General features: G+C 67.7%; 25 protein-coding genes and 3 tRNA genes. 20 read left to right on the forward strand and 8 right to left on the reverse strand.

Annotated elements, in window-relative coordinates; all coding sequences use genetic code 11:
• Positions 1 to 21 precede the first annotated feature (21 nt).
• Entirely contained in the window at positions 22 to 1,779 is a 1,758-nt protein-coding gene (locus tag AC067M_RS35745) for a DUF262 domain-containing protein (RefSeq protein WP_478701201.1), read from the forward strand.
• Between the two features lie 176 nt (positions 1,780 to 1,955).
• Complete coding sequence (locus AC067M_RS35750; protein WP_478701202.1) at positions 1,956 to 2,327, forward strand: DUF6009 family protein; 372 nt, start codon at positions 1,956 to 1,958, stop codon at positions 2,325 to 2,327.
• Between the two features lie 233 nt (positions 2,328 to 2,560).
• Here the strand turns inward: AC067M_RS35750 and AC067M_RS35755 are convergent, their stop codons facing one another.
• Both AC067M_RS35755 and AC067M_RS35760 read right to left on the reverse strand, forming a co-directional pair.
• Complete coding sequence (locus AC067M_RS35755) at positions 2,561 to 2,950, reverse strand: VOC family protein (RefSeq protein WP_478701203.1); 390 nt, start codon at positions 2,948 to 2,950, stop codon at positions 2,561 to 2,563.
• A 139-nt stretch (positions 2,951 to 3,089) separates the two neighbouring features.
• Positions 3,090 to 3,380 carry a hypothetical protein gene (locus AC067M_RS35760; RefSeq protein ID WP_478701204.1) on the reverse strand — a complete coding sequence of 97 codons (291 nt, stop codon included), beginning with the start codon at positions 3,378 to 3,380 and terminating at the stop codon, positions 3,090 to 3,092.
• Positions 3,381 to 3,577: 197 nt separating this feature from the next.
• Between AC067M_RS35760 and AC067M_RS35765 the strand changes: the two genes are divergently transcribed.
• Entirely contained in the window at positions 3,578 to 3,790 is a 213-nt protein-coding gene (locus AC067M_RS35765) for a hypothetical protein (RefSeq protein ID WP_478701205.1), read from the forward strand.
• Here the strand turns inward: AC067M_RS35765 and AC067M_RS35770 are convergent.
• The 3 genes from AC067M_RS35770 to AC067M_RS35780 all read right to left on the reverse strand — a co-directional run bounded on the left by AC067M_RS35770 (position 3,787) and on the right by AC067M_RS35780 (position 6,173).
• The gene (locus AC067M_RS35770) at positions 3,787 to 4,158 is read right to left on the reverse strand and encodes a nuclear transport factor 2 family protein (protein ID WP_478701206.1); all 372 of its coding nucleotides are present in this window, start codon (positions 4,156 to 4,158) and stop codon (positions 3,787 to 3,789) included. The two genes, AC067M_RS35765 and AC067M_RS35770, sit on opposite strands and share 4 nt — an antisense overlap.
• Positions 4,159 to 4,160: 2 nt before the next feature.
• Positions 4,161 to 4,817, reverse strand: coding sequence for an SDR family oxidoreductase (locus AC067M_RS35775; RefSeq protein WP_478701207.1), 657 nt, complete (start codon positions 4,815 to 4,817; stop codon positions 4,161 to 4,163).
• Positions 4,818 to 4,904: 87 nt separating this feature from the next.
• Complete coding sequence (locus tag AC067M_RS35780; protein ID WP_478701208.1) at positions 4,905 to 6,173, reverse strand: amidohydrolase family protein; 1,269 nt, start codon at positions 6,171 to 6,173, stop codon at positions 4,905 to 4,907.
• A gap of 233 nt (positions 6,174 to 6,406) precedes the next feature.
• Between AC067M_RS35780 and AC067M_RS35785 the strand changes: the two genes are divergently transcribed.
• The 7 genes from AC067M_RS35785 (at position 6,407) to AC067M_RS35815 (ending at position 10,172) form a co-directional block, all read left to right on the forward strand.
• A tRNA-Thr gene (locus AC067M_RS35785) sits at positions 6,407 to 6,479 on the forward strand.
• A 46-nt stretch (positions 6,480 to 6,525) separates the two neighbouring features.
• Positions 6,526 to 6,598: transfer RNA gene (locus tag AC067M_RS35790), tRNA-Met, on the forward strand.
• A 90-nt stretch (positions 6,599 to 6,688) separates the two neighbouring features.
• The gene (gene rpmG / locus AC067M_RS35795) at positions 6,689 to 6,853 is read left to right on the forward strand and encodes a 50S ribosomal protein L33 (protein WP_003948671.1); all 165 of its coding nucleotides are present in this window, start codon (positions 6,689 to 6,691) and stop codon (positions 6,851 to 6,853) included.
• A gap of 111 nt (positions 6,854 to 6,964) precedes the next feature.
• Entirely contained in the window at positions 6,965 to 7,417 is a 453-nt protein-coding gene (locus AC067M_RS35800) for an FAS1-like dehydratase domain-containing protein (protein WP_478701209.1), read from the forward strand.
• Positions 7,418 to 7,424: 7 nt separating this feature from the next.
• A complete protein-coding gene (locus AC067M_RS35805; protein WP_478701210.1) occupies positions 7,425 to 7,853 on the forward strand; it encodes a MaoC family dehydratase in 429 nt (142 codons plus the stop codon).
• Positions 7,854 to 8,064: 211 nt separating this feature from the next.
• Entirely contained in the window at positions 8,065 to 8,634 is a 570-nt protein-coding gene (locus tag AC067M_RS35810; protein ID WP_478701211.1) for a TetR/AcrR family transcriptional regulator, read from the forward strand.
• A 92-nt stretch (positions 8,635 to 8,726) separates the two neighbouring features.
• Complete coding sequence (locus AC067M_RS35815) at positions 8,727 to 10,172, forward strand: DHA2 family efflux MFS transporter permease subunit (protein ID WP_478701212.1); 1,446 nt, start codon at positions 8,727 to 8,729, stop codon at positions 10,170 to 10,172.
• A 79-nt stretch (positions 10,173 to 10,251) separates the two neighbouring features.
• On the opposite strand, the gene rox is transcribed toward AC067M_RS35815, so the two are convergent.
• Positions 10,252 to 11,676: a rifampin monooxygenase gene (gene rox, locus AC067M_RS35820; protein WP_478701213.1), complete on the reverse strand. Its 1,425-nt coding sequence runs from the start codon at positions 11,674 to 11,676 to the stop codon at positions 10,252 to 10,254.
• A gap of 201 nt (positions 11,677 to 11,877) precedes the next feature.
• Between rox and AC067M_RS35825 the strand changes: the two genes are divergently transcribed.
• Positions 11,878 to 12,933 carry a UDP-N-acetylmuramate dehydrogenase gene (locus AC067M_RS35825; protein ID WP_478701214.1) on the forward strand — a complete coding sequence of 352 codons (1,056 nt, stop codon included), beginning with the start codon at positions 11,878 to 11,880 and terminating at the stop codon, positions 12,931 to 12,933.
• Here AC067M_RS35825 and AC067M_RS35830 read toward each other — a convergent pair.
• Both AC067M_RS35830 and AC067M_RS35835 read right to left on the reverse strand, forming a co-directional pair.
• A complete protein-coding gene (locus AC067M_RS35830; RefSeq protein WP_478701215.1) occupies positions 12,930 to 13,979 on the reverse strand; it encodes an adenosine deaminase in 1,050 nt (349 codons plus the stop codon). The genes AC067M_RS35825 and AC067M_RS35830 overlap by 4 nt on opposite strands.
• A gap of 124 nt (positions 13,980 to 14,103) precedes the next feature.
• Entirely contained in the window at positions 14,104 to 15,330 is a 1,227-nt protein-coding gene (locus AC067M_RS35835) for a pyridoxal phosphate-dependent aminotransferase (protein ID WP_478701216.1), read from the reverse strand.
• Positions 15,331 to 15,610: 280 nt separating this feature from the next.
• On the opposite strand from AC067M_RS35835, the gene AC067M_RS35840 reads away from it, so the two are divergent.
• The 9 genes from AC067M_RS35840 to rplL all read left to right on the forward strand — a co-directional run bounded on the left by AC067M_RS35840 (position 15,611) and on the right by rplL (position 21,839).
• A tRNA-Trp gene (locus tag AC067M_RS35840) sits at positions 15,611 to 15,683 on the forward strand.
• Between the two features lie 108 nt (positions 15,684 to 15,791).
• Complete coding sequence (gene secE, locus AC067M_RS35845) at positions 15,792 to 16,079, forward strand: preprotein translocase subunit SecE (RefSeq protein WP_037680499.1); 288 nt, start codon at positions 15,792 to 15,794, stop codon at positions 16,077 to 16,079.
• An 81-nt stretch (positions 16,080 to 16,160) separates the two neighbouring features.
• Positions 16,161 to 17,012 (forward strand): transcription termination/antitermination protein NusG, encoded by an 852-nt coding sequence (nusG, locus tag AC067M_RS35850; RefSeq protein WP_478701217.1) that lies wholly within the window; start codon positions 16,161 to 16,163, stop codon positions 17,010 to 17,012.
• Between the two features lie 170 nt (positions 17,013 to 17,182).
• Positions 17,183 to 17,617, forward strand: a complete 435-nt coding sequence (gene rplK / locus AC067M_RS35855) for a 50S ribosomal protein L11 (RefSeq protein WP_003998857.1) — start codon at positions 17,183 to 17,185, stop codon at positions 17,615 to 17,617.
• Positions 17,618 to 17,711: 94 nt separating this feature from the next.
• On the forward strand, positions 17,712 to 18,437 hold the full coding sequence (rplA, locus tag AC067M_RS35860) for a 50S ribosomal protein L1 (RefSeq protein WP_393621267.1): 726 nt from the start codon (positions 17,712 to 17,714) through the stop codon (positions 18,435 to 18,437).
• A gap of 177 nt (positions 18,438 to 18,614) precedes the next feature.
• Positions 18,615 to 19,529, forward strand: coding sequence for an SCO4651 family lipoprotein (locus AC067M_RS35865; RefSeq protein ID WP_478701218.1), 915 nt, complete (start codon positions 18,615 to 18,617; stop codon positions 19,527 to 19,529).
• A gap of 127 nt (positions 19,530 to 19,656) precedes the next feature.
• The gene (locus AC067M_RS35870) at positions 19,657 to 20,526 is read left to right on the forward strand and encodes an SCO4651 family lipoprotein (protein WP_478701219.1); all 870 of its coding nucleotides are present in this window, start codon (positions 19,657 to 19,659) and stop codon (positions 20,524 to 20,526) included.
• A gap of 294 nt (positions 20,527 to 20,820) precedes the next feature.
• A complete protein-coding gene (rplJ, locus tag AC067M_RS35875) occupies positions 20,821 to 21,351 on the forward strand; it encodes a 50S ribosomal protein L10 (protein ID WP_016434607.1) in 531 nt (176 codons plus the stop codon).
• Positions 21,352 to 21,458: 107 nt separating this feature from the next.
• Positions 21,459 to 21,839 (forward strand): 50S ribosomal protein L7/L12, encoded by a 381-nt coding sequence (gene rplL / locus AC067M_RS35880; protein ID WP_478701276.1) that lies wholly within the window; start codon positions 21,459 to 21,461, stop codon positions 21,837 to 21,839.
• Positions 21,840 to 22,332 lie beyond the last annotated feature (493 nt).

Below are 22,332 nucleotides of genomic sequence, written 5' to 3' on the forward strand. Positions count from 1 at the left end.
TCCGTTTCCTCGGAGATTGCCATGGCCATCATCAAGCATGCTGCACGTCAGACCCTCGGCCAGCTAATTGGCGCCAACAATCCGGTTGTGACAGTTCCCAACGACAGCCAACGCCAATATGCATGGTCCAAGAAGGAAGTAGACACTTATTGGGAAGATATTCAAAAATTTAAGATCGCCAGGGAAACAGGCAAGGAATCGGCGTCAGAGTATTTTATCGGCCCAATTGTCACCATCACCGACGAGCACGTAAAGACTAGGTCGCTGCTTGATGGGCAGCAACGCTTGACCACATCAACGATTCTGATTGCAGTGATTCGCGACATTCTTTGGCGCATGGGATCCCCTGAATCTCGCGCCACAGCGAATAACATGCAACGTGACTACATTGCAAGAAAAGCGGGCCGTCGGGAGCCCATGGAATATTTCTTGGTATTGTCCCTTTTTGATCGAGACTTCTTCCGTGATTTCGTGCAAGATTGGAATGAGACAACTGGAAGTACGAGAGGTGTCGAAGAAGGTAAGCGCCCCTCGCACAGGCTAATCCGAGAGGCTTATTCCAACTTCGAGAGCAAGATCAGCTCTGAACTCTCATCAATCCCGGACGAAGATTCGCGATTGGATTGGCTTGACTCGCTATACGAATGCCTCATTAAGGGGCTGGTGTTCGTTGAGATTCAGACGCCGACTTCAAGTGACGCGAACGAAGTATTCGAAACGATCAACTCGCGTGGCAAGGATCTCTCAACTGTAGACCTTGTTCGAAATTTCTTGATGGCGGAGAGTCTTGACGAATCCTCAAAGCAGCGAGTAAACGACACCTGGAGGGTGCTACTTGACAACTTCGAAAAGCGAGAAGAAATCGAAAGGTTCTTGCGGCATTTTTGGGTGGCGCGACACGGTGACGTAAAGTCGCATAGTCTTTATGCGACGATTCGAGAGCAACTTACGAAGGAGTTTGCTAAAACACCGCAAACGTACTCACCCAAAGCGTTCGCGGCGGAGCTGGAGAGTGCTTCCCTGAGGTATGTTGACTTGATTCACTGCTCAACGGGCATTGAGGAATTCGACAACTCGTTGATGGACATCAAGGCGTTGAGCGCAGACGCGTTGCATCCATTGCTTCTGGCCGCATCTGAGAAAAACGACTACACCGAATTGCAGGATCTAGTAGAGGCATGCTTGAGCTACTATGTTCGGTGGACGGTCATTGGAAACAGGGAATCGACGGCACTCGAAGAGAACATTTTCGGAGTAGCAAAAGAGTTCGCTGGCGGTGCCGGAACTGCTTCAATCATGCGGCGTGTATGCGGCTGGATTCCCGACAATGATACATTCAAAGTGGAATTTGAAGAAAGGGCGCTCGCGAAAGCGTCGCAAGCGCGACATGTTCTCGAGAAGATCGAAGCTAATCTTCGCGCCAAGGCGGGAATGGACGAACTTGCTGTAGCAGGCCCTGGAAGGGTGCACGTCGAGAACATTTACCCGCATCAACCGGAGCAGGAAGTTCGACTGGAAGAGCACGAGACGTTGCTTCATCGGCTTGGTAACCTCACATTGCTCAGCGGTAGGAAGAATCAGGCTGTGACTAATCGCACTTACCCTGAAAAAAGCCAAATTTATGTGAACTCGACACTCCTTGTATCCTCTGATACTGGAATCGACCGACTCTGGGACTTCGATAACAATCGATGGAGGCCCGAGGGAATTCGAGAGAGGCAAGCTGAGATGGCACAGGTCGCTCTCGAAGTATGGCCGGATGCTAGTCACTGGTCTTGAACTCTCTAAGTTCCCACCTGTGTGCTCCACCGGGTGCACAGTGAAGACGAGGACTGGCAGGTGAGCCGAGAGCGGCCAGGTGTTCGTGCGGATCACCGGGAGAGTCTTGAAGGTGATCGCGCTGACGTACCAGAGTTGGCAGGAACCTCGGATGTCCAGAGCCCATTGGAGGGAACGTGCACGAGGATCGTTCCGCGTTAGAGCATGAGGAGCGCATTGTCTGGTCCGGAGACGTCGAGGGATTCGACTACGTCCGGCAGTCTGTATCGCGCTCTGTGTCCAGTCGCAGTGCACCCGTGCCGTGGAACGGTCCCGGCCGGCGAGTGGGCTACGCCGTACTTCGCAGTGATGCCCCAAGCGGGGAGGTTCCTGGCAAGTTCGTGCGGCGCGTCTTCTGGGTCAAGGAGCATGACCGGTCTGAGCAGCCAGACGGCTTGTACAAGACCTCGGCCCCCAGTGGGGCCGTAGACCCACGCTCGGTGGCTCCCGGTGTGTGGGGTGAGCTGACGGAGCGCGCATGGGGTGCGCCCCTCCCCGCTGCCGAATAGCGGAACCCGAAGATCGTTGAGGGCCGGTTTCCCCCAGGCGTCCCCCGGGGGCGAGGGGAAGTGAGAGATGCCCAGCTCACAGCCAGCACCGTCGGCCCGCTGTAAATCTGCCGGCTTCGCCTTCCCAGGTTCGAATCCTGGCGCCGCCACTTTGGGGAGACCCCCTCTACTCTGCGGAGACGCGGAGGAGAGGGGGTCTCTTCGTGTTCGAGGGTGATCGCCCGGGGGCGGGGCTATGAGGGCCAGCCGCCGTACGGGACGGTGATGAGTTCCATGGCGTGGCCTGTGGGGTCCATGAAGTAGACGCCGCGGCCGCCGTCATTGTGGTTGATGGTGCCCGGTTGCTTCTGGTGCGGGTCGGCGTAGTGCTCGATGCCTTGCTGCCTGATCCGTTCGTACGCCGCGTCGAACTGCTCCTCGGAGACGAGGAAGGCGTAGTGCTGCGGGGTGATGTGTTCCGCGGGGATCGTGGCGAAGTCCAGGGTGACGCCGTTGCTCAGGGCGACCGCGATGAAGGGGCCCCACTCGGTGGTGATCTCGAGGTCCAGCAGGCCCGCGAAGAACTCAGCGGATTCCCGGTTGTTCCGGGCGTGGACGATCGTATGGTTCAACTCGACTGACAAGGAATGCCTCCATGGGCATGTCCCGACACCTCCATGCCTCACCCAGCCGGTGACCGACACGCGATGTTGCCGTGGATCTTAGTCGGTCTCGCCTGCGGGGCGTATGCATGAAGCCGCGGTCGAACGCCCGTTCAGTCGGCTACTCCTCCACCGTCGGCTCGTCCACGCCCGCCCGTGCCGCCTTCTTCACGTCCGCCTCGACGTCGTGGCGCAGCTTCCCCTCGTCCTTGGCGTACTCGGTCACCGCGGACTGCACATCCCGTGCCAGGTCACGCCACGCCCGCCACGCGGTCTCGTAGGTGTCGGTCTGTTCCTTGGTCCACGGCTCCGCGGTGGGGGCCCCGAACGTGTCCCGCAGCTGCACGACCCTGACGTGGGCCTCGTTGGCCGTGCGCTGCTTCTCCACGAGTTCTTCGAAAGTGTGTGCCACGTGGTCGGATCCTAAGGAATCGGGCGCCTTTTCGCGCGCCGAGCAGGGTCCGTGAGCGGGTGTGTCGGCCGGCCAGGCCGGGGCGACCGCGCCGCAGCGACCACAGCGGGGGAGAGAGGGGGAGGGGGCAGAGGGGAGAATCGGGGAACGGTGGAAGCCGTCCGACCGGCCGCCGTAGCGAAGGAGTTGACAGACGTATGTCGTCCCGCCGCAGGAACTGTCCCGAGTGCCGTCGGGAGATCGCCGTCGTCGCGGGCCGCTTCGCACGCCACGACCCGCCCGGCGCGCGGGAGAACGGGGCGCTGACCTCCTGCCCCGGCTCCCGTAGGCAGGCCCAACTGGGCGCGGTCCAGGCGTCGTTGGACGGCCACGTCCTGCCGGACTTTCCCGGGCAACTGCCGCTGTTCTAGGACACCGTCCGTACGTCCATCCGGGTCACCAACCCGTCCCCGCCGAAGCGGTACACGTGTTCCACCGTGCCGGCCCAGTGATCCTCCTCCTCGGTCCGCAGCCCGTGCCGTACGGTCGCCACCACCGCGTCGCCGTCGTGGTCGAGCCGCAGGCCCTCCAGCCGTACGAGGGGATGGGCGGCGGTGAACTGCCGTGCCCAGTAGGCCTGTACCGCCTCCCGGCCGTGCAGCCGGGTCCCGTCCAGGACGTTCGGCCAGTCCACGTCGGGCGCGAGGCACCGTACGACGAAGGTGTCCCGCTCGTCCGTGGAGAACACCTCGTACATGCGGCGCAGCATGTCCTCGCGCGCGGCCGGCACGGTCGTCATGCTCAGTTCCCCGCGACCGACTTCACCGCCACCGACAGCGGCGTCGAGCCGCTGATCAGCTCCAGGGTCAGACCGGTCGTCGCCGGGGTGTCCAGGAGCTCCGCGAGCACGGCGGCCACGTCCTCGCGCGGGACCGGGCCGCGGCCCGTGTGCGCCTCCAGGCGGACGAGGCCGGTGCCCAGGTCGTCCGTCAGCGAACCGGGGCGCAGGATCGTCCAGTCCAGGGCGTCCTGAGCCCGCACGTACGCGTCGGCCTCGCCCTTGGCCCGCAGGTACACGTCGAACACCTCGTCGCCCCGGTGCTCCGGGTCCGCGCCCATGGAGGACACGACCACGAAGCGGCGTACGCCCGCCCGGACCGCGGCGTCCGCGAACAGCACGGCCGCTCCCTTGTCCACGGTGTCCTTGCGGGCCACCCCGCTGCCCGGGCCCGCGCCCGCCGCGAACACCGCCGCGTCCGCGCCCCGCAACCGCTCCGCGACCTCCTCGACGGAGGCCGACTCCAGATCCAGTACGACGGGTTCGGCGCCGACCTCCCGCAGGTCGCCGCCCTGTTCCGCCTTGCGGATGATCCCCGCGACCTCGTCCCCACGCCCGGCGAGCAGCCGCTCCAGCCGCAGCGCGATCTGACCATGACCACCAGCGATGACAATGCGCATGCCTTCGACCGTACGCCCGGACGGCCGCATCCGCCCCACCACCCCGGCCGCGCCACAGGAGTACGACGCGCCCTGACCCGCGCGCTCCTACGAGGGCTCCCCGCGCCCCTGCCGCGGCAACCCCAACTCCGTGGCCGCCGCCGAGTTGCAGTACTCCCGGACCGCGCTCGTCCGCGCCACCACGCGCCCCCGGTGGATCACGATCCGGCTGTACGCCAGTGACAGCGCGCCCGCCAGCCGGTCGCCGCGCACCGCGAGGAGTTCGGCGGGGAAGCCCGCCTCGACGCGGACCTCGGGCAGGCCCAGCGCCGCCCGCGCGGACGCGCTGACGGCGTCGTAGGCCTCCTCCGGCCGCAGGCCGTGGCGGGACGCGAGCAGGTAGGCCGCCTCCAGCGGGTCTCCGCGGCCCACCGGGTTCGACACGTCCCGCAGGGCGCCGCTGCCGGCCGCCACCCGTACCCCGGCTGCGCGCAACAGCCCGACCGGTGCCGTGTCGCGGCCCTCGACGCCCCCGCAGCCGCCCTGCGGGAGGCACACCACCGTCACCCCGGCCGCCGCGAGCTGGTCCGCGGTGCGGGAGGCCATGTCGGCGGGGAGCCGGGCGAGGCCACCGCACGGGCCGAGGGTGACGCCGGGGCGCAGCCCGCCGGCCATCGCCGCGAGGCGGGCGAGGCGGGCCGGGTCGTCGGCGTCGGTGTGCAGGTCGACGGGGCAGCCCTGCTCGGAGGCGACCTCCAGGACGGCCTCCACATAGCCCGTCGGATCGGGGTCCAGGTCGGGACAGCCGCCCACCACGCAGGCGCCCATCTTCACCGCGTCCCGCAGCACCGCAAGCCCGTCGGCTCCGGCCACCCCGGTCAGCACCCGCGGCACGGCCACCGTCGTCACCTCGGCGAGCCCCCGCAGCGAACGCCGGGCCTGCAGGACGGCGGTCAGGGCGCCGAGCCCCTGGACGTCGCCCACGCGCACGTGTGCACGCAGCGCGGTCGCCCCGTGCCCGAGTTGCAGCAGCGCGGCCTCCGTGGCCCGGCGCTGGACGTCCTCGGGGGCGTAGGAGACCGGCCCGTCGGCGTCGGCGGACAGCGCGGTGTCGGCGTGGGCGTGCGTCTCGGCCGGAGCGGGCAGGAGCAGATAGCCGCTGAGGTTCACCCGTGCGCCGTCGTCGGACGTCGTGCCCGTCACCGGAGGGCCCGCCAGGCTGCCCGCCGTGCCGACCGCCTCGATGCGCCCGCCGCCCAGCCGTACGTCCACCGTCCGGCCGTCGGTGAGCCGCGCCCCGCACAGCAGGAGGGCGGGCTCGGAGGGGCGGCCCGGCGGGGGCGACGAGGGGGGCGGCTGCGGCCTGCTGTCGGGCATCGGGCTCCAGGTGCTCGGGCTGTGGGGGCGAGGAACTCAAGATCACGCAGAGTGAGTCGAGCCTAGGGCGGCCCCTCGCTCCCGTCGGGGAGGAGGGCAATAGTCGTACCGGTGTGGCCGACCGTGTCCGAGGGGTGTCCGAGGCCGCTGGGAGGCCCGGGAACGGGCCCCGACGGGCGGCACGAAACGGATTTGGGTGAACGGCTGCCGAGCGTGTAATGTCTTCATCGCTCGCCCCAATAGCTCAGTCGGCAGAGCGTCTCCATGGTAAGGAGAAGGTCTACGGTTCGATTCCGTATTGGGGCTCTGGTGAGAGAGGTTCCCGTCGCGAGACGGGGCCCGATCCCACCGCAGCGGTGTAGCTCAGTCGGTAGAGCAAGCGGCTCATAATCGCTGTGTCACCGGTTCAAGTCCGGTCACCGCTACACGCAGTAGCCGATTGTGGGGTCGGTCCTTCGATCGGCTACTCTTTCTTGCGTTGAATCAGTCCTATCCGTTCGTCAAGGAGCACTCACGTGGCTGCCACCGACGTCCGCCCGAAGATCACGCTGGCCTGCGTGGAGTGCAAGGAGCGGAACTACATCACCAAGAAGAACCGGCGTAACAACCCGGACCGTCTTGAGATGAAGAAGCACTGCCCGCGTTGCAACGCGCACACCGCGCACCGCGAAACGCGATAAAACAGGCTCGTATGCGAGGCCGTCCCCGAGTGATCGGGGGCGGCCTCGTGTCGTTGAGCGACCCATACCGGTCAGTAGAGCAACGTAGAGCAACCAGGAGGTGCCGAGCCCATGGCGCTCGACCAGTCCTTCGTGGGGCGGACCTACCCGCCCACCGATCCCTATGAGGTCGGCCGGGAGAAGATCCGCGAGTTCGCCGAGGCGGTGGGGGACACCAATCCCGCGTACACGGACCCGGAGGCCGCCAAGGCGCTCGGCCATTCCGATGTGATCGCCCCGCCGACCTTCGTCTTCGCGATCACCTTCAAGGCCGCGGGGCAGGCTGTCGCGGACCCGCAGCTCGGCCTGGACTACAGCCGCGTGGTGCACGGCGACCAGAAGTTCGCCTACGTCCGCCCGGTGCGCGCGGGCGACCGGCTCACGGTCACCTCGACCATCGAGGCGATCAAGTCCCTCGCGGGCAACGACATCCTGGACATCCGGGGTGAGGTCCACGACGAGGCCGGCGAGCACGTCGTGACCACCTGGACCAAGCTGGTGGCCCGCGCGGCCGAGGAGGCGTGAGGACGCGATGACCGCGAAGATCGCTTACGACGAGGTCGAGGTCGGTACCGAGCTGCCGGCCCAGACCTTCCCTGTGACACGCGCCACCCTCGTCCAGTACGCGGGCGCGTCCGGGGACTTCAACCCGATCCACTGGAACGAGAAGTTCGCCAAGGAGGTCGGACTGCCGGACGTCATCGCGCACGGCATGTTCACCATGGCCGAGGCGATCCGCGTGGTCACCGACTGGGCCGGCGACCCGGGCGCCGTTGTCGAGTACGGCTGCCGCTTCACCCGCCCGGTCGTCGTCCCCAATGACGACCAGGGCGCCGTCATCGAGGTCACCGGCAAGGTCGGCGCCAAGCTCGACGACAACACCGTGCGGGTCGACCTGACGGCGACGAGCGACGGGCAGAAGGTACTGGGCATGTCACGGGCGGTCGTACGGCTGGCCTGACCGGCGCATGAAGGCATGAGGGCACGAGGGCATGAGCGCACGAGGGCATGAGCGCACGAGGGCATGAGCGCACGAGGGCATGAGGGCATGAGTAAGGGGCGTCCGCCCATGCGGGCGCCCCTTACCCGTACACCCCACGCGGGAGCCCTCCACAGCGGCCTCCACAGCGACCCCTTGACTTGGTTAGTGATTGAGTACTAACTTCGTCGTCGTGGTGAGGATGAGTGCAGAGGAGAGGCGCGAAAGCGTCATCCGCGCGGCGACCGCCGAATTCGCCCGCGGTGGCTATTACGGCACGTCGACCGAGGCGATCGCCAAGCGCGTCGGCGTCTCGCAGCCGTATCTCTTCCGCCTCTTCCCGAGCAAGAAGGCGATGTTCCTCGCGGCGGCCGAACGCTGCGTCGAGGACACCATCCGCACCTTCGGGGAGGCCTCCGAAGGGCTGGAGGGTGAAGAGGCCCTGCATGCCATGGCCAACGCGTACACCGAGGTGATCGCGCAACAGCCAGAACAGCTGATGCTGCAGATGCAGATGTACCTCGCCGTGGCGGCCGCGGAGCAAGACGGCGACCACGAGTTCGGGGCGGCGGTGCGCGCGGGCTGGATGCGGCTGTGGGACACCGTCCACCTGTCGCTGGGGGCCGACATCGACGAGACGACGCACTTCTTGGCGTCCGGGATGCTCATCAACTGCCTGGTGGCCATGGGGTTCCCCGCCGAGCACCGGGTGTGGGAGGGGATGTATCCGTCGGCGCGGGACACAGGCCGGCTGGAGAAGTAGGGCGGACGGGCAAGGGCGCAGCCGCCTTTCCCTGTTCGCAAAAGTTAGTAATCAATAACTAATCATCAGTGTCGATCGTCCCTGGGGGAGCGATGTCACAGAAGACCGCACCGACCACAGGTCGCGGAGGAGCCGCCTGGGCCCTCGTGATCACCAGCGTCGCCGGATTCATGGCGGCCCTCGACAACCTCGTCGTCACCACCGCCCTGCCCTCCATCCGCGAGGACCTCGGGGGAGCGCTGGACGACCTGGAGTGGACGGTGAGCGCCTACACGCTCACCTTCGCCGTCCTGCTGATGTTCGGCGCTGCGCTCGGCGACCGCTTCGGACGCCGTCGGCTCTTCCTCGCCGGGCTCACCGTCTTCACCGCAGCCTCCGCCGCGGCGGCCCTGGCGCCCGGCATCGGCTCCCTGATCGCCGCCCGGGCGGTGCAGGGCGTCGGCGCGGCCGTGCTGATGCCGCTGACGCTCACCCTGCTCACGGCCGCCGTTCCCGCCGCCAAGCGCGGGATGGCGTACGGCATCTGGGGCGCCGTCAACGGGCTTGCCGTCGCCTCCGGGCCCCTCATCGGCGGCAGCCTCACCGAGCACATCTCCTGGCAGTGGATCTTCTGGCTGAACGTCCCGCTGGGCCTCGCCCTGCTGCCGCTGGCCCGGCTGCGCCTCGCCGAGTCCCACGGAACCGGTGCCCCGCTCGACATCCCCGGCACCCTGCTCGCCAGCGGTGGCCTCTTCGGGATCGTCTACGGCCTGGTGCGCGGGCCGGCCGACGGCTGGACCAGCCCGATCGTGCTGATCGGTCTCTTCGCGGGCACCGCGCTGCTGGCCGGCTTCGTCCACCACGGCATCCGCGCCGAGACCCCGATGCTGCCGATGCGGCTCTTCCGCTCCCGCGCCTTCTCCGGGATCAACGCCGCGAGTCTGCTGATGTTCCTCGGGATGTTCGGGTCGATCTTCCTGCTCAGCCAGTACCTGCAGGGCGTGCTCGGCTACTCGCCCACCGAGGCGGGGCTCAGGATGCTGCCCTGGACCGGTATGCCGATGCTCGTCGCGCCGATCGCCGGCATCCTCTCCGACCGCATCGGAGGCAGGCCCGTCGTCGCCACCGGTCTGTTCTTCCAGGCCGCGGGGCTCGGCTGGATGGCCTTCGTGGTCACCGTCGACGCCTCGTACACCGTGCAACTGCCCGGCCTGATCATGAGCGGCATCGGTATGGCGCTGTTCTTCGCCCCCGCCTCGAACCTGGTGATGTCCAGCGTGCGGCCGCACGAGCAGGGCATCGCATCCGGTGCCAACAACGCGCTGCGTGAGGTGGGTGGGGCGCTCGGCATCGCGATCATGTCGTCGATCTTCTCGGCGCAGGGCGGGTACGAGAGCGGACAGGCCTTCGTGGACGGACTGCGGCCGGCGCTGGTCACGGGGGCCGGGGTGGTGGCGCTCGCGGGTGTCGCCGCGCTGCTGATTCCCGCGCGGCGGCGTGCCGCACAGGCCGTGAGGGACGCCGAGTCGGCCCGGGTCCTGGAAACCGCCGCTCACTGAGCGCGGTGCGCGCGGGTACGGCCCCGTCCCTGTCGGACGGGGCCGTACCCGCGCGCGTGGGCCGGCTCTTCCCGCCCGCTCAGCCGGCGGCGCCGAACCACATGGGCAGTCGGTCGAGCAACTCCTGCTGGTCCTCACCGGCCCACGCCACGTGGCCGTCCGGCCGCAGCAGCACCGCGGGCACGTCGAGTTCCTCGCTGACGTCGGCGACGTGGTCGACCCGGTCCTCCCAACCGGCCACCGAGAGCCGGCCGGTCTGGTCGAGCAGCAGTCCGCGGCCGCCGTGCATCAGCCCGTAGAGGCGCCCCCGCTTCAGCTCCACGTCCCGCAGTCGCCGGCCCAGGAGTTCGTGGCCCTCGCCGAAGTCGTAGCGGGTGCCGATGCCGGTGATCTTCTCGATCAGGTGGCGGTTGACCTCCTCGAAGTCCATCAGCTCCGCCACCAGCCGGCGCACCGCCTGCGGCCCCGGCTCCGTGGACATCAGTTGCATCTGCGCCCGGGTTTGGTCCAGCACGGCCGCGGCCACTGGGTGCCGTTCGGTCTCGTAGCTGTCGAGCAGCCCCTCGGGCGCCCAGCCGGCGACTTCGGCGGCCAGTTTCCAGCCGAGGTTGAACGAGTCCTGGATGCCGAGATTGAGGCCCTGACCGCCGGTCGGCGGGTGGACGTGCGCGGCGTCGCCGGCCAGCAGTACCCGGCCGACACGGTAGCGCTCGGCCTGCCGGGTGGCATCGCCGAAGCGGGACAGCCAGCGCGGCGAGTGCACGCCGAAGTCGGTGCCCGCGACGGCCCGCAACTGCTGCTTGAAATCCTCGAGCGTGGGCGGGACCGTGCGGTCCTCGGCCACTCCCTCGGCGGGCACGACGACGCGGTATACCCCCTCCCCGAAGGGTGCGAAGCCGAACCGCTTCTGGATCTTGCGGACTTCGGCCATCACGGGGGTCAGCGTCTCCCACGGCACGCCGATCTCCATCTCCCCCAGCAGCGTCTCGACCCTGCTGGGCTCGCCGGGGAAGCCGACACCGAGCAGTTTGCGCACCGTGCTGCGGCCGCCGTCGCAGCCGACGAGGTAGCGCGAGCGCAGCCGTGTGCCGTCAGCCAGCTCGGCCGTGACCCCGTTATCGTCCTGGCGCAGCCCGGCCAGCTCGCAGCCGCGTCGGATCTCGGCGCCGAGCTCGGTGGCGTGCTCGGACAGCAGACGATCGGTGACAGGCTGCGGGATGCCGAGGACGTACCCGTGAGCGGTGTCCAGCCGATCGGGCCAGGGCTTGTCGATGCCGGCGATGAAACCGCCGACCCTGTACTGCTTGCCGAGCGCGAGGAACCTCTCCAGCAGACCCCGCTGGTCCATCACCTCGATGCTGCGCGCGTGCAGTCCGAGCGCGCGGACCACCTTGGTCGGCTCCGCCTCCTTCTCCAGCACCAGCACGTGCACACCGTGCAGCCGCAGCTCGGCGGCCAGCATCAAGCCGGTCGGTCCACCGCCCGCGATGATGACGTCGATCATCACAACCCCCATTTGTTTGCGCAGGTCCTCGCTTCGGCCGGTGATTCTCCGGTACGACCGGGGCCTTGCCGCAAGCCCCCCGGTGCGCTATAAGTTGAGAGTGGCAAGGAGTGGCTGACCTCCTTGCCTTCGCTGTTTCCCGGCGCCTTCGCCTGTTTCTCGGCGTCTGTGGCGTCAGTGGCGTCTCGTAGTCTTGGGCCCGTGTTGGAACTCCACGATGCCCCTCTCGCTCCGCTGACCACCTTCCGGCTGGGTGGGCCCGCGACCCGGCTGCTGACCGCCGCGACCGACGCCGAGGTGATCGACGCCGTGCGCGAGGCCGACGCCGCCGGGACACCGCTGCTGGTCGTCGGGGGCGGGTCGAACCTGGTGATCGGCGACAAGGGCTTCGCGGGGACCGCTCTGCGCGTTGCCACGCGCGGGTTCGAGCTCGTCGGCACGCGTCTGGAACTCGCGGCCGGCGAGGTGTGGACGGACGCCGTGGCCCGGACCGTCGAGGCGGGGCTGGCCGGCGTCGAGTGCCTGGCCGGCATCCCCGGTTCGGCCGGTGCGACGCCGATCCAGAACGTGGGGGCGTACGGCCAGGAGGTCTCCTCCACGATCACCGAGGTGATCGCCTACGACCGCCACGCGGGTGAGACGGTCACCCTGACGAACGCCGAGTGCGCCTTCTCCTACCGCCACAGCCGCTTCAAGGCCGACCCCGAGCGGTACGTCGTTCTGCGCGTCCGCTTCGAGCTGGAGGACGCGGGCGGACTGTCGGCGCCCCTCAAGTACGCCGAGACCGCCCGCGCGCTCGGCGTGGAGGCCGGCGACCGCGTGCCGCTCGCCGACGCCCGCGAGACCGTGCTGAAGCTGCGCGCGGGGAAGGGCATGGTGCTGGACCCCGAGGACCACGACACCTGGTCGGCCGGATCGTTCTTCACCAACCCGATCCTCACCGACGCCGACTTCGCCGTCTTCCACGCGCGCGTGAAGGAGTGCCTGGGCGACGATGTCGTACCGCCCGCCTACCCGGCCGGAGACGGGCACACCAAGACCTCCGCCGCCTGGCTGATCGACAAGGCGGGCTTCACCAAGGGCTACGGCAGCGGCCCCGCCCGCATCTCCACCAAGCACACGCTCGCCCTCACCAACCGGGGGGAAGCGACCACCGAAGACCTGCTGGCGCTGGCCCGCGAGGTCGTCGCCGGGGTGCGCGAGGCGTTCGGGATCACGCTGGTCAACGAACCCGTGACGGTCGGCGTCAGTCTCTAGTACGGCCCCTGGCCCGGCTGCGCCAGCCAGTCGTCCACACCCGACAGCAGCTTGTTCTTCACGTCCTCCGGCGCCGCCGAGCCCCGTACCGACTGGCGGGCGAGTTCGGCGAGTTCCTCGTCGGTGAAGGCGTGGTGGCGGCGGGCGATGTCGTACTGGGCGGCCAGACGGGAGCCGAACAGCAGGGGATCGTCGGCGCCGAGGGCCAGGGGGACGCCTGCCCCGAAGAGGGTGCGCAGGGGGACGTCCTCGGGTTTCTCGTAGACCCCCAGGGCCACGTTCGACGCGGGGCACACCTCGCACGTCACGCCCCGCTCCGCCAGGCGCTTCAGCACGCGCGGGTCCTCCGCCGCCCGTACGCCGTGGCCGATGCGGTGCGCGTGCAGGTCGTCCAGGCAGTCGCGGACCGAGGAGGGGCCGGTCAGCTCACCGCCGTGCGGCGCGGACAGCAGGCCGCCCTCCCGCGCGATCGCGAAGGCACGGTCGAAGTCCCTCGCCATGCCCCGGCGCTCGTCGTTGGAGAGCCCGAACCCGACCACACCCCGGTCGGCGTAGCGCACGGCCAGCCGGGCCAGCGTGCGGGCGTCCAGGGGGTGCTTCATCCGGTTCGCGGCCACCAGGACCCGCATGCCCAGGCCCGTGTCGCGCGACGCCGTCTCCACGGCGTCCAGGATGATCTCCAGAGCGGGGATCAGACCGCCCAGGCGAGGCGCGTACGACGTCGGGTCCACCTGGATCTCCAGCCAGCCCGAGCCGTCCCGCACGTCCTCCTCGGCGGCCTCGCGGACCAGGCGCTGGATGTCCTCCGGCTCCCGCAGGCACGACCGGGCGGCGTCGTACAGGCGCTGGAAGCGGAACCAGCCCCGCTCGTCCGTCGCCCGCAACTTCGGCGGCTCCCCGCTCGTCAGCGCCTCCGTCAGCGTGTCGGGCAGGTGCACGCCGTACTTGTCGGCCAGTTCCAGCACGGTGCCGGGCCGCATCGAACCGGTGAAGTGCAGGTGCAGATGGGCCTTCGGAAGGTCAGAGACATCACGTACACGCTCCATCCGAAGATCCTGCCGTACGTCGCGGCCGTCCCGGTAGCCGATTCACCTTTAGTGGTCTTGCTCGCACAGAACAACGGCCCCGGCCCACTCAAACCGAGTGGGCTGGGGCCGTCATGTCGAGACCTCAGGCCTTCGCCTCCGCCAGCAGCTTCTGGATCCGGCTCACGCCCTCGACGAGGTCCTCGTCCCCCAGGGCGTACGACAGCCGCAGATAGCCCGGGGTGCCGAACGCCTCGCCGGGTACGACCGCGACCTCGGCCTCCTCCAGGATCAGCGCGGCCAGCTCGACGGTGTCCGCCGGGCGCTTGCCGCGGATCTCCTTGCCGAGCAGCCCCTTCACCGAGGGGTAGGCGTAGAACGCGCCCTCGGGCTCCGGGCAGACCACGCCGTCGATCTCGTTGAGCATCCGCACGATCGTCTTGCGGCGCCGGTCGAAGGCCTCACGCATCTTCGCCACGGCGTCCAGGTCGCCGGAGACGGCGGCCAGGGCGGCCACCTGGGCCACGTTGGACACGTTCGACGTGGCGTGCGACTGCAGGTTCGCCGCGGCCTTGACGACGTCCTTCGGGCCGATGACCCAGCCCACGCGCCAACCCGTCATCGCGTACGTCTTGGCGACACCGTTGACCACGATGGTCTTGTCGGCCAGCTCGGGCACGACCACCGGCAGGGAGTGGAACTCCGCGTCGCCGTAGACCAGGTGCTCGTAGATCTCGTCGGTCAGGACCCACAGGCCCTTCTCGGCGGCCCAGCGGCCGATCTCCTCGATCTGCGCGCGCGTGTAGACCGCGCCGGTCGGGTTGGAGGGGGAGACGAACAGCAGCACCTTGGTGTTCTCGGTGCGGGCCGCCTCCAGCTGCTCCACGGAGACGCGGTACCCGGTGGTCTCGTCGGCGACGACCTCGACCGGGACACCGCCGGCGAGGCGGATCGACTCCGGGTACGTCGTCCAGTACGGCGCCGGGACGATGACCTCGTCGCCCGGGTCGAGGATCGCGGCGAACGCCTCGTAGATGGCCTGCTTGCCACCGTTGGTCACCAGGACCTGGGAGGCGTCGACCTCGTAGCCGGAGTCGCGCAGCGTCTTCGCGGCGATCGCGGCCTTCAGCTCGGGCAGGCCGCCGGCCGGCGTGTAGCGGTGGTACTTGGGGTTCTTGCAGGCCTCGATCGCGGCGTCGACGATGTAGTCGGGCGTCGGGAAGTCGGGTTCACCCGCGCCGAAGCCGATCACCGGACGCCCGGCGGCCTTGAGGGCCTTCGCCTTGGCGTCCACGGCAAGGGTCGCGGACTCGGAGATCGCGCCGATGCGGGCGGAGACCCGGCGCTCGGTGGGAGGGATTGCAGCGCTCATGGGCCCCATCGTTTCAGACCGGAAACTCCCCGGGCACGCGGGTTTCACAGACTGAACAGCACCGGACCAGGTCCTGAACAAGTGTCCGAAAACCGGGCAGTGGCCTGGGCGATCTTGCCCCTCCCGCCCGCCGATCCTCCGGTCGCGGGGGCCGAACGGCCACTTTCTGTTCGACGAGGCGCTCAGGAACACGTACACTCTCACCTCGTTGGCCTCCAACAGCCGTGCCACCGGTGCACACCGAGCACTCGGTCGGATGCGGTACGTTGGGGACACACAAAGGGTCGTAGCTCAATTGGTAGAGCACTGGTCTCCAAAACCAGCGGTTGGGGGTTCAAGTCCCTCCGGCCCTGCTACACACACCTTCGCCAGGATGTGTGCGCATGTACGTACAGTAATGCACCGCCGTGCGGCTCAGACCGGGCGCGGCACGGCCACGACCCGGGAACAGGTGAGGACGAATGGCGGACGCCGTGGGCTCCATCGATACGCCTGATGCCCAGGACGAGGCGCCCGAGTCCAAGAAGAAGGCTCGTAAGGGCGGCAAGCGCGCCAAGAAGGGCCCGCTGAAGCGCCTCGCGCTCTTTTATCGTCAGATTATCGCTGAACTTCGCAAGGTCGTCTGGCCGACGCGTAATCAGCTGACGACGTACACGACCGTTGTGATCGTCTTCGTCGTCATCATGATCGGCCTTGTGACCGTGATTGACTATGGACTCAGCCACGCCGCCAAGTACGTCTTCGGCTGAGCCTAGAGCGAAGGGCGCCGAGGTACCCGGCGCCCCTTTTCGCATGTTCCACCCCTATGTATCCAGGAAGAAGCAGCCATCGTGTCTGACCCGAACCTGAACGACGCCATCGAGCCCGACGAGTCGGTCGATGACGAGCTCGACATCGTCGAGGGCGCGGACGAGCAGGACGAGTTCGAGGCTGCCGAGGCCGAAGCGGGGGAGCCGGCCGAGGAGGCCGCCCTGACCGTCGTGGACGAGAACGACGACGAGGACGAGGACGAGGTCGCCGCGGAAGAGGCGCCCGAGGAGGAGTCCGAGGAAGAGTCCGAGCCCGTCGACCCCATCGAGGCCCTGCGCGAGGAACTGCGCACCCTGCCCGGCGAGTGGTACGTCATCCACACCTACGCCGGCTACGAGAACCGCGTGAAGACCAACCTCGAGCAGCGCGCCGTCTCGCTGAACGTCGAGGACTACATCTTCCAGGCCGAGGTGCCGCAGGAAGAGGTCGTCCAGATCAAGAACGGCGACCGCAAGACCATCCGCCAGAACAAGCTTCCCGGCTACGTCCTGGTGCGCATGGACCTGACCAACGAGTCCTGGGGCGTCGTCCGCAACACCCCGGGTGTCACCGGTTTCGTGGGCAACGCCTACGACCCGTACCCGCTGACGCTGGACGAGATCGTCAAGATGCTCGCCCCGGAGGCCGAGGAGAAGGCCGCCCGCGAGGCCGCCGAGGCCGAGGGCAAGCCGGCTCCGCAGCGCAAGGTCGAGGTCCAGGTGCTGGACTTCGAGGTGGGTGACTCGGTCACCGTCACCGACGGCCCGTTCGCCACGCTGCAGGCGACCATCAACGAGATCAACCCCGACTCGAAGAAGGTCAAGGGCCTCGTGGAGATCTTCGGCCGCGAGACCCCGGTCGAGCTGAGCTTCGAGCAGATCCAGAAGAACTAGCTTCTTCCGGAAGATACGCCTCCGACCAGGTCAGGCATCGCGCGCGAGCGACCGCCTGACCTGCTCGGTTTTTGGCCGCGCATCTATACCCGTTATCGTTGTGCGGTATGCCTGCGTCCAGAAGAGCAATCTGAGCGCAGGTAGGACCCGAAGAGAGGAACCGGAGAGCAATGCCTCCCAAGAAGAAGAAGGTCACGGGGCTCATCAAGCTCCAGATCCAGGCCGGTGCGGCCAACCCGGCTCCGCCGGTCGGCCCCGCGCTGGGTCAGCACGGCGTCAACATCATGGAGTTCTGCAAGGCCTACAACGCCGCGACCGAGTCGCAGCGCGGTTGGGTCATCCCGGTGGAGATCACGGTCTACGAGGACCGCTCCTTCACCTTCATCACCAAGACGCCTCCGGCCGCCAAGATGATCCTCAAGGCCGCGGGCATCGAGAAGGGCTCCGGCGAGCCGCACAAGACCAAGGTCGCCAAGATCACCGAGGCGCAGGTCCGCGAGATCGCCCAGACCAAGCTGCCCGACCTCAACGCCAACGACCTGGACGCCGCCGCGAAGATCATCGCCGGTACCGCGCGTTCCATGGGCGTCACGGTCGAGGGCTGACCCCCACCTTCGTAGAAGTAATGCGGCCTCGGCCGCACGTGGAAGGGCCTGCTCGGCCCGTACCACGACTCCTTCAGAACACACAGGAGCAGTAGTGAGCAAGCGCAGCAAGTCTCTCCGCGCTGCGGACGCCAAGGTCGACCGGGAGAAGCTCTACGCCCCGCTCGAGGCCGTCCGTCTCGCCAAGGAGACCTCCACGACCAAGTTCGACGGCACCGTCGAGGTCGCCTTCCGTCTGGGTGTCGACCCGCGCAAGGCCGACCAGATGGTCCGTGGCACCGTGAACCTTCCGCACGGCACCGGTAAGACCGCCCGGGTCCTGGTCTTCGCGACCGGTGACCGTGCTGCGGCCGCGGAGGCCGCCGGCGCCGACATCGTCGGCTCCGACGAACTGATCGACGAGGTCGCCAAGGGCCGCCTGGACTTCGACGCCGTCGTCGCCACCCCGGACCTCATGGGCAAGGTCGGCCGCCTCGGCCGCGTGCTCGGTCCGCGTGGTCTGATGCCGAACCCGAAGACCGGCACCGTCACCCCCGACGTGGCCAAGGCCGTCACCGAGATCAAGGGCGGCAAGATCGAGTTCCGCGTCGACAAGCACTCGAACCTGCACTTCATCATCGGCAAGACCTCGTTCGAGGACGACAAGCTGGTGGAGAACTACGGCGCGGCCCTGGAGGAGATCCTCCGTCTGAAGCCGTCCGCCGCCAAGGGCCGCTACATCAAGAAGGCCGCCGTCAGCACCACCATGGGTCCCGGCATCCCGGTCGACCCGAACCGCACCCGTAACCTCCTCGTGGAGGAGGACCCGGCCGCCGTCTGAGCCCCGCGCTCACCCCGGTAGCCGCGTTCGGAACGCGTCAGGAAGGGCGGGCCCCGCAACCTCTCGAGGTGCGGGGCCCGTCCTTTTCTTTGTGCGCTCTTGTGTGGCCCATGGACACGGCTGTCAGTGCCCTGGGTTAGCGTGCGACCACAGCAATCGCTTAGGGGTGGGACAAAAATGAAGAGCACGAGTGCGCGGCGCGCGGCCCTGTCGCTCGCGGTGGCGGCCGCGCTGACCGGGTTGGCCGCCTGTTCGTCCTCCGGTGGCTCGGACGGGGGCGGCAAGCAGGACGAGGGCAAGGCGGCGGGCAAGGGCACGACCCACGCCGACCCGATAGCCGCCCTGCGCTCCGCCGAGCAGTCCACGGACAAGGCCGACTCCGCCAAGGTCGAGGCCACGACCGTGATGGGCTCGATGATGTCCCTGAAGGCGGAGGGCGCCCTCTCCTGGAGCGACGGCCTGGGCGGCAACCTCACCCTCACGTACACAGGCGGCACCGTGGCCGACACGATGCGCAAGCAGCTGGGCACCACGTCGATGGAGGCCCGGTACCTGCCCGACGCGTACTACGCGAAGATGGGCGAGAAGTTCGCCCAGCAGGCGGGCGGCAAGCACTGGATCCGGTACGCGTACGACGACCTGGAGAAGCTCGCCGGCAGCTCCGGCGCGTACCTCAAGGACCAGATGCAGAACACCACGCCCAACCAGTCGGTGAAGCTGCTGCTGGCCTCCGGGGACGTGAAGAGGGTCGGCGAGGAGACGGTGCGTGGCGTGCACACCACCCACTACGCGGGCACGGTGAAGGTCGCCGACCTGGCCGCCAAGAACTCCAACCTCAGCGCGAGCCAGCTCGCCGCCCTGAGGAAGCAGCTGGAACAGGCCGGCGTCAGCACCGAGACCATCGACATCTGGGTCAACGACCAGGACCTGCTGGTCAAGAAGATCGAGAAGGGCGAGATGGCGACCGGCGAGCTCACCCAGACCGCGTACTACAGCGACTACGGCGTGAAGGTCTCCGCGCAGGAGCCGCCGGCGGGTGACACGGAGGACTTCCAGGCCCTGCTGAAGAAGCAGGGCGGCGTCACGTCCTGATCCCGCCGATCCTGCTGATCCCCCAGAAAGCACAGGATCGTTAATCACAGGACTGTTCGATTCTCCTGGGATAGGCTCACGGCTCCGGCTGGCTGTGTGCCAGCCGTGCGTTTCCTGGGGGGAATCGATGAAGACTGCCGTACGTCGTCCGGTGCACGCTCGTCCCGCGCACGCCCGCGCCGCGGGCGCCGGGCTGGCCGCCCTGCTGCTCGCCGCCGGCGCGACGGGGTGCGGCTCGGAGGAGTCGCCCGCCATGTCGCCCGTGGCGGCCGTCGCCAAGGCGGCGAAGAAGACCGAGGCGATCAGCTCGCTGCGCTACGAGATGAGCGGCGACATACCGGGGGAGGGCCACGTCGAGGCCGAGGCGGCGATGCGCATGAAGCCCCTGGCCATGAGCATGAAGATCAGCATGCCCGACGACCCCGAGGTCAAGGGCACGGTGGAGATGCGGATCATCGGCAAGGCGCTCTACATCGGCGGCGACGCGGTCGCCGGTGAGATGGACGGCAAGAGCTGGATGAAGCTCGGCGCCTCCGAGCTGGGCGGCGCCGACAAGGGTATGAAGTCCGACGCCAAGGGCCTCGCCCAGGCCGACCGCAACCCGACCTCGGAGGTTGCCTTCCTCAGCGGCGCCAAGGACGTCGAGAAGGTCGGCGCCGAGACGATCGACGGGGTGAAGACCACCCACTACAAGGGCACCGTCACCCTCGATGACATACGCGACACCTTCAAGGGCAAGGACAAGGCCACTCGCGAGCGCCGCGAGAAGAGCATGAAGCAGTACGAGGACATGGGCGTCGACAGCTTCGTCATGGACATGTGGGTCGACGGTGACGATCACACCAAGCGGTTCCGCATGCGCGGCGACGCCGACAAGGGCAAGCTCGACATGACGCTCACCTTCCTCGACCTCAACAAGCCGGTCACCATCACGGCGCCGCCCGCGAAGGACACCATGGACCTGGCCGAGATGATGAAGGACCTCGACAAGGCCTGAGCCCGGGCCCCGTACGGGCGGATTTGCTCGACGGGGACCCGTTCACGTACTCTCCTACAGAAGCCAAAGACCGCTGGTCGTTGCCGTGCGCTCGTGAGAGGGCCCGGTGGCCGAAGGATCCGCTGAACAGCGGACGACCCGCGCAGGTGACAGTGGAAGTCGCTCCCGGAGATCGCCGCCCATGTGCGTGCGACCGCCCGGTCGAGCTACGCCCCGTGCGCCTGCGCCGGGGCGTTTCGTTTACCCCAGCCCCTTCCGAGCGGTCGTCATTCACCCGGAAGGAGGCCGACGCTCATGGCAAGGCCCGACAAGGCTGCCGCGGTGGCCGAGCTGACGGAGCAGTTCCGCAGCTCGAACGCCGCCGTGCTGACCGAGTACCGGGGTCTCACCGTGGCGCAGCTCAAGACGCTGCGCCGTTCGCTCGGTGAGAACGCCCAGTACGCCGTGGTGAAGAACACGCTGACCAAGATTGCGGCCAACGAGGCCGGGATCTCGACGCTCGACGACCTGTTCAACGGTCCGACGGCGGTCGCCTTCGTCACCGGTGACCCGGTGGAGTCGGCGAAGGGTCTTCGTGACTTCGCCAAGGACAACCCGAACCTCGTCATCAAGGGCGGTGTCCTTGACGGCAAGGCGCTGTCCGCCGACGAGATCAAGAAGCTCGCGGACCTCGAGTCCCGCGAGGTTCTGCTCGCCAAGCTGGCGGGCGCCCTGAAGGGCAAGCAGACGCAGGCTGCTCAGGTCTTCCAGGCGCTCCCGTCGAAGCTCGTCCGCACCGTGGACGCGCTTCGCGCCAAGCAGGACGAGCAGGGCGGTGCCGAGTAATTCGGCTCGCGCAATGACCGCCGCCTGAGGCGACGGTCACAGCGGGCCGAACGTACGCCCGCCAGACATGTACATCCGGCACCAGCCGAATTAGTGGAAGGAAAGCCATCGTGGCTCTCACCCAGGACGAACTGCTCGCCGAGTTCGAGGGCATGACCCTCATCCAGCTCTCCGAGTTCGTGAAGGCCTTCGAGGAGAAGTTCGACGTCACCGCCGCCGCCGCGGTCGCCGCCGCTCCGGCCGGCCCGGCCGCCGCCGTCGAGGCCCCGGAGGAGAAGGACGAGTTCGACGTCATCCTCACCGGTGCCGGCGACAAGAAGATCCAGGTCATCAAGGTCGTGCGCGAGCTGACCTCCCTGGGTCTGAAGGAGGCCAAGGACCTCGTGGACGGCGCCCCGAAGCCCGTTCTCGAGAAGGTCGCCAAGGACGCCGCCGAGAAGGCCGCCGAGTCCCTCAAGGGCGCCGGCGCCTCCGTCGAGGTCAAGTAAGACCTTCGCGAAGGCAGAAACAGCCCTCTAGGGCTGTAACGCTCACGCACTGAAGAGCGATCATCCATCCGGGTGGTCGCTCTTCGGCGTTTCTCGGGGGTCGGCCACGGTTACCTTGCACCTCGGTTGCCGAGGGGTATGGTGATCTTCGTTGTGTCTCCGGGTGCCCCGGGTTCGGGCTGGGGGGCCTTGACGAACCGCACGCAGCGCGCAATTCTCAGGACGCGTCGTCACAACGATCCGGGTTCCGAGGCATGGATCGACGGCGAAGAGGGCAGTATCACCGTGCGTTGAGGGCAAGCAGACCGAGGGCGTTGAGAACAACGAGGGTCTCGAAAAACCCGCACTGGACATCAGTGTGCCAAGTGGCTACACTGACCCTTTGCGCTGCCTGTTAGCTGTCCCCTGCCCGTCACCAGGGGCATGCCCTCACTTGAGTCCGGACGATCAGAAGACCCCTCACCTGGGATCTCTGTCTCTGTGCGCAAGAGAG

This window comes from Streptomyces sp. NPDC043427 (assembly GCF_056436655.1).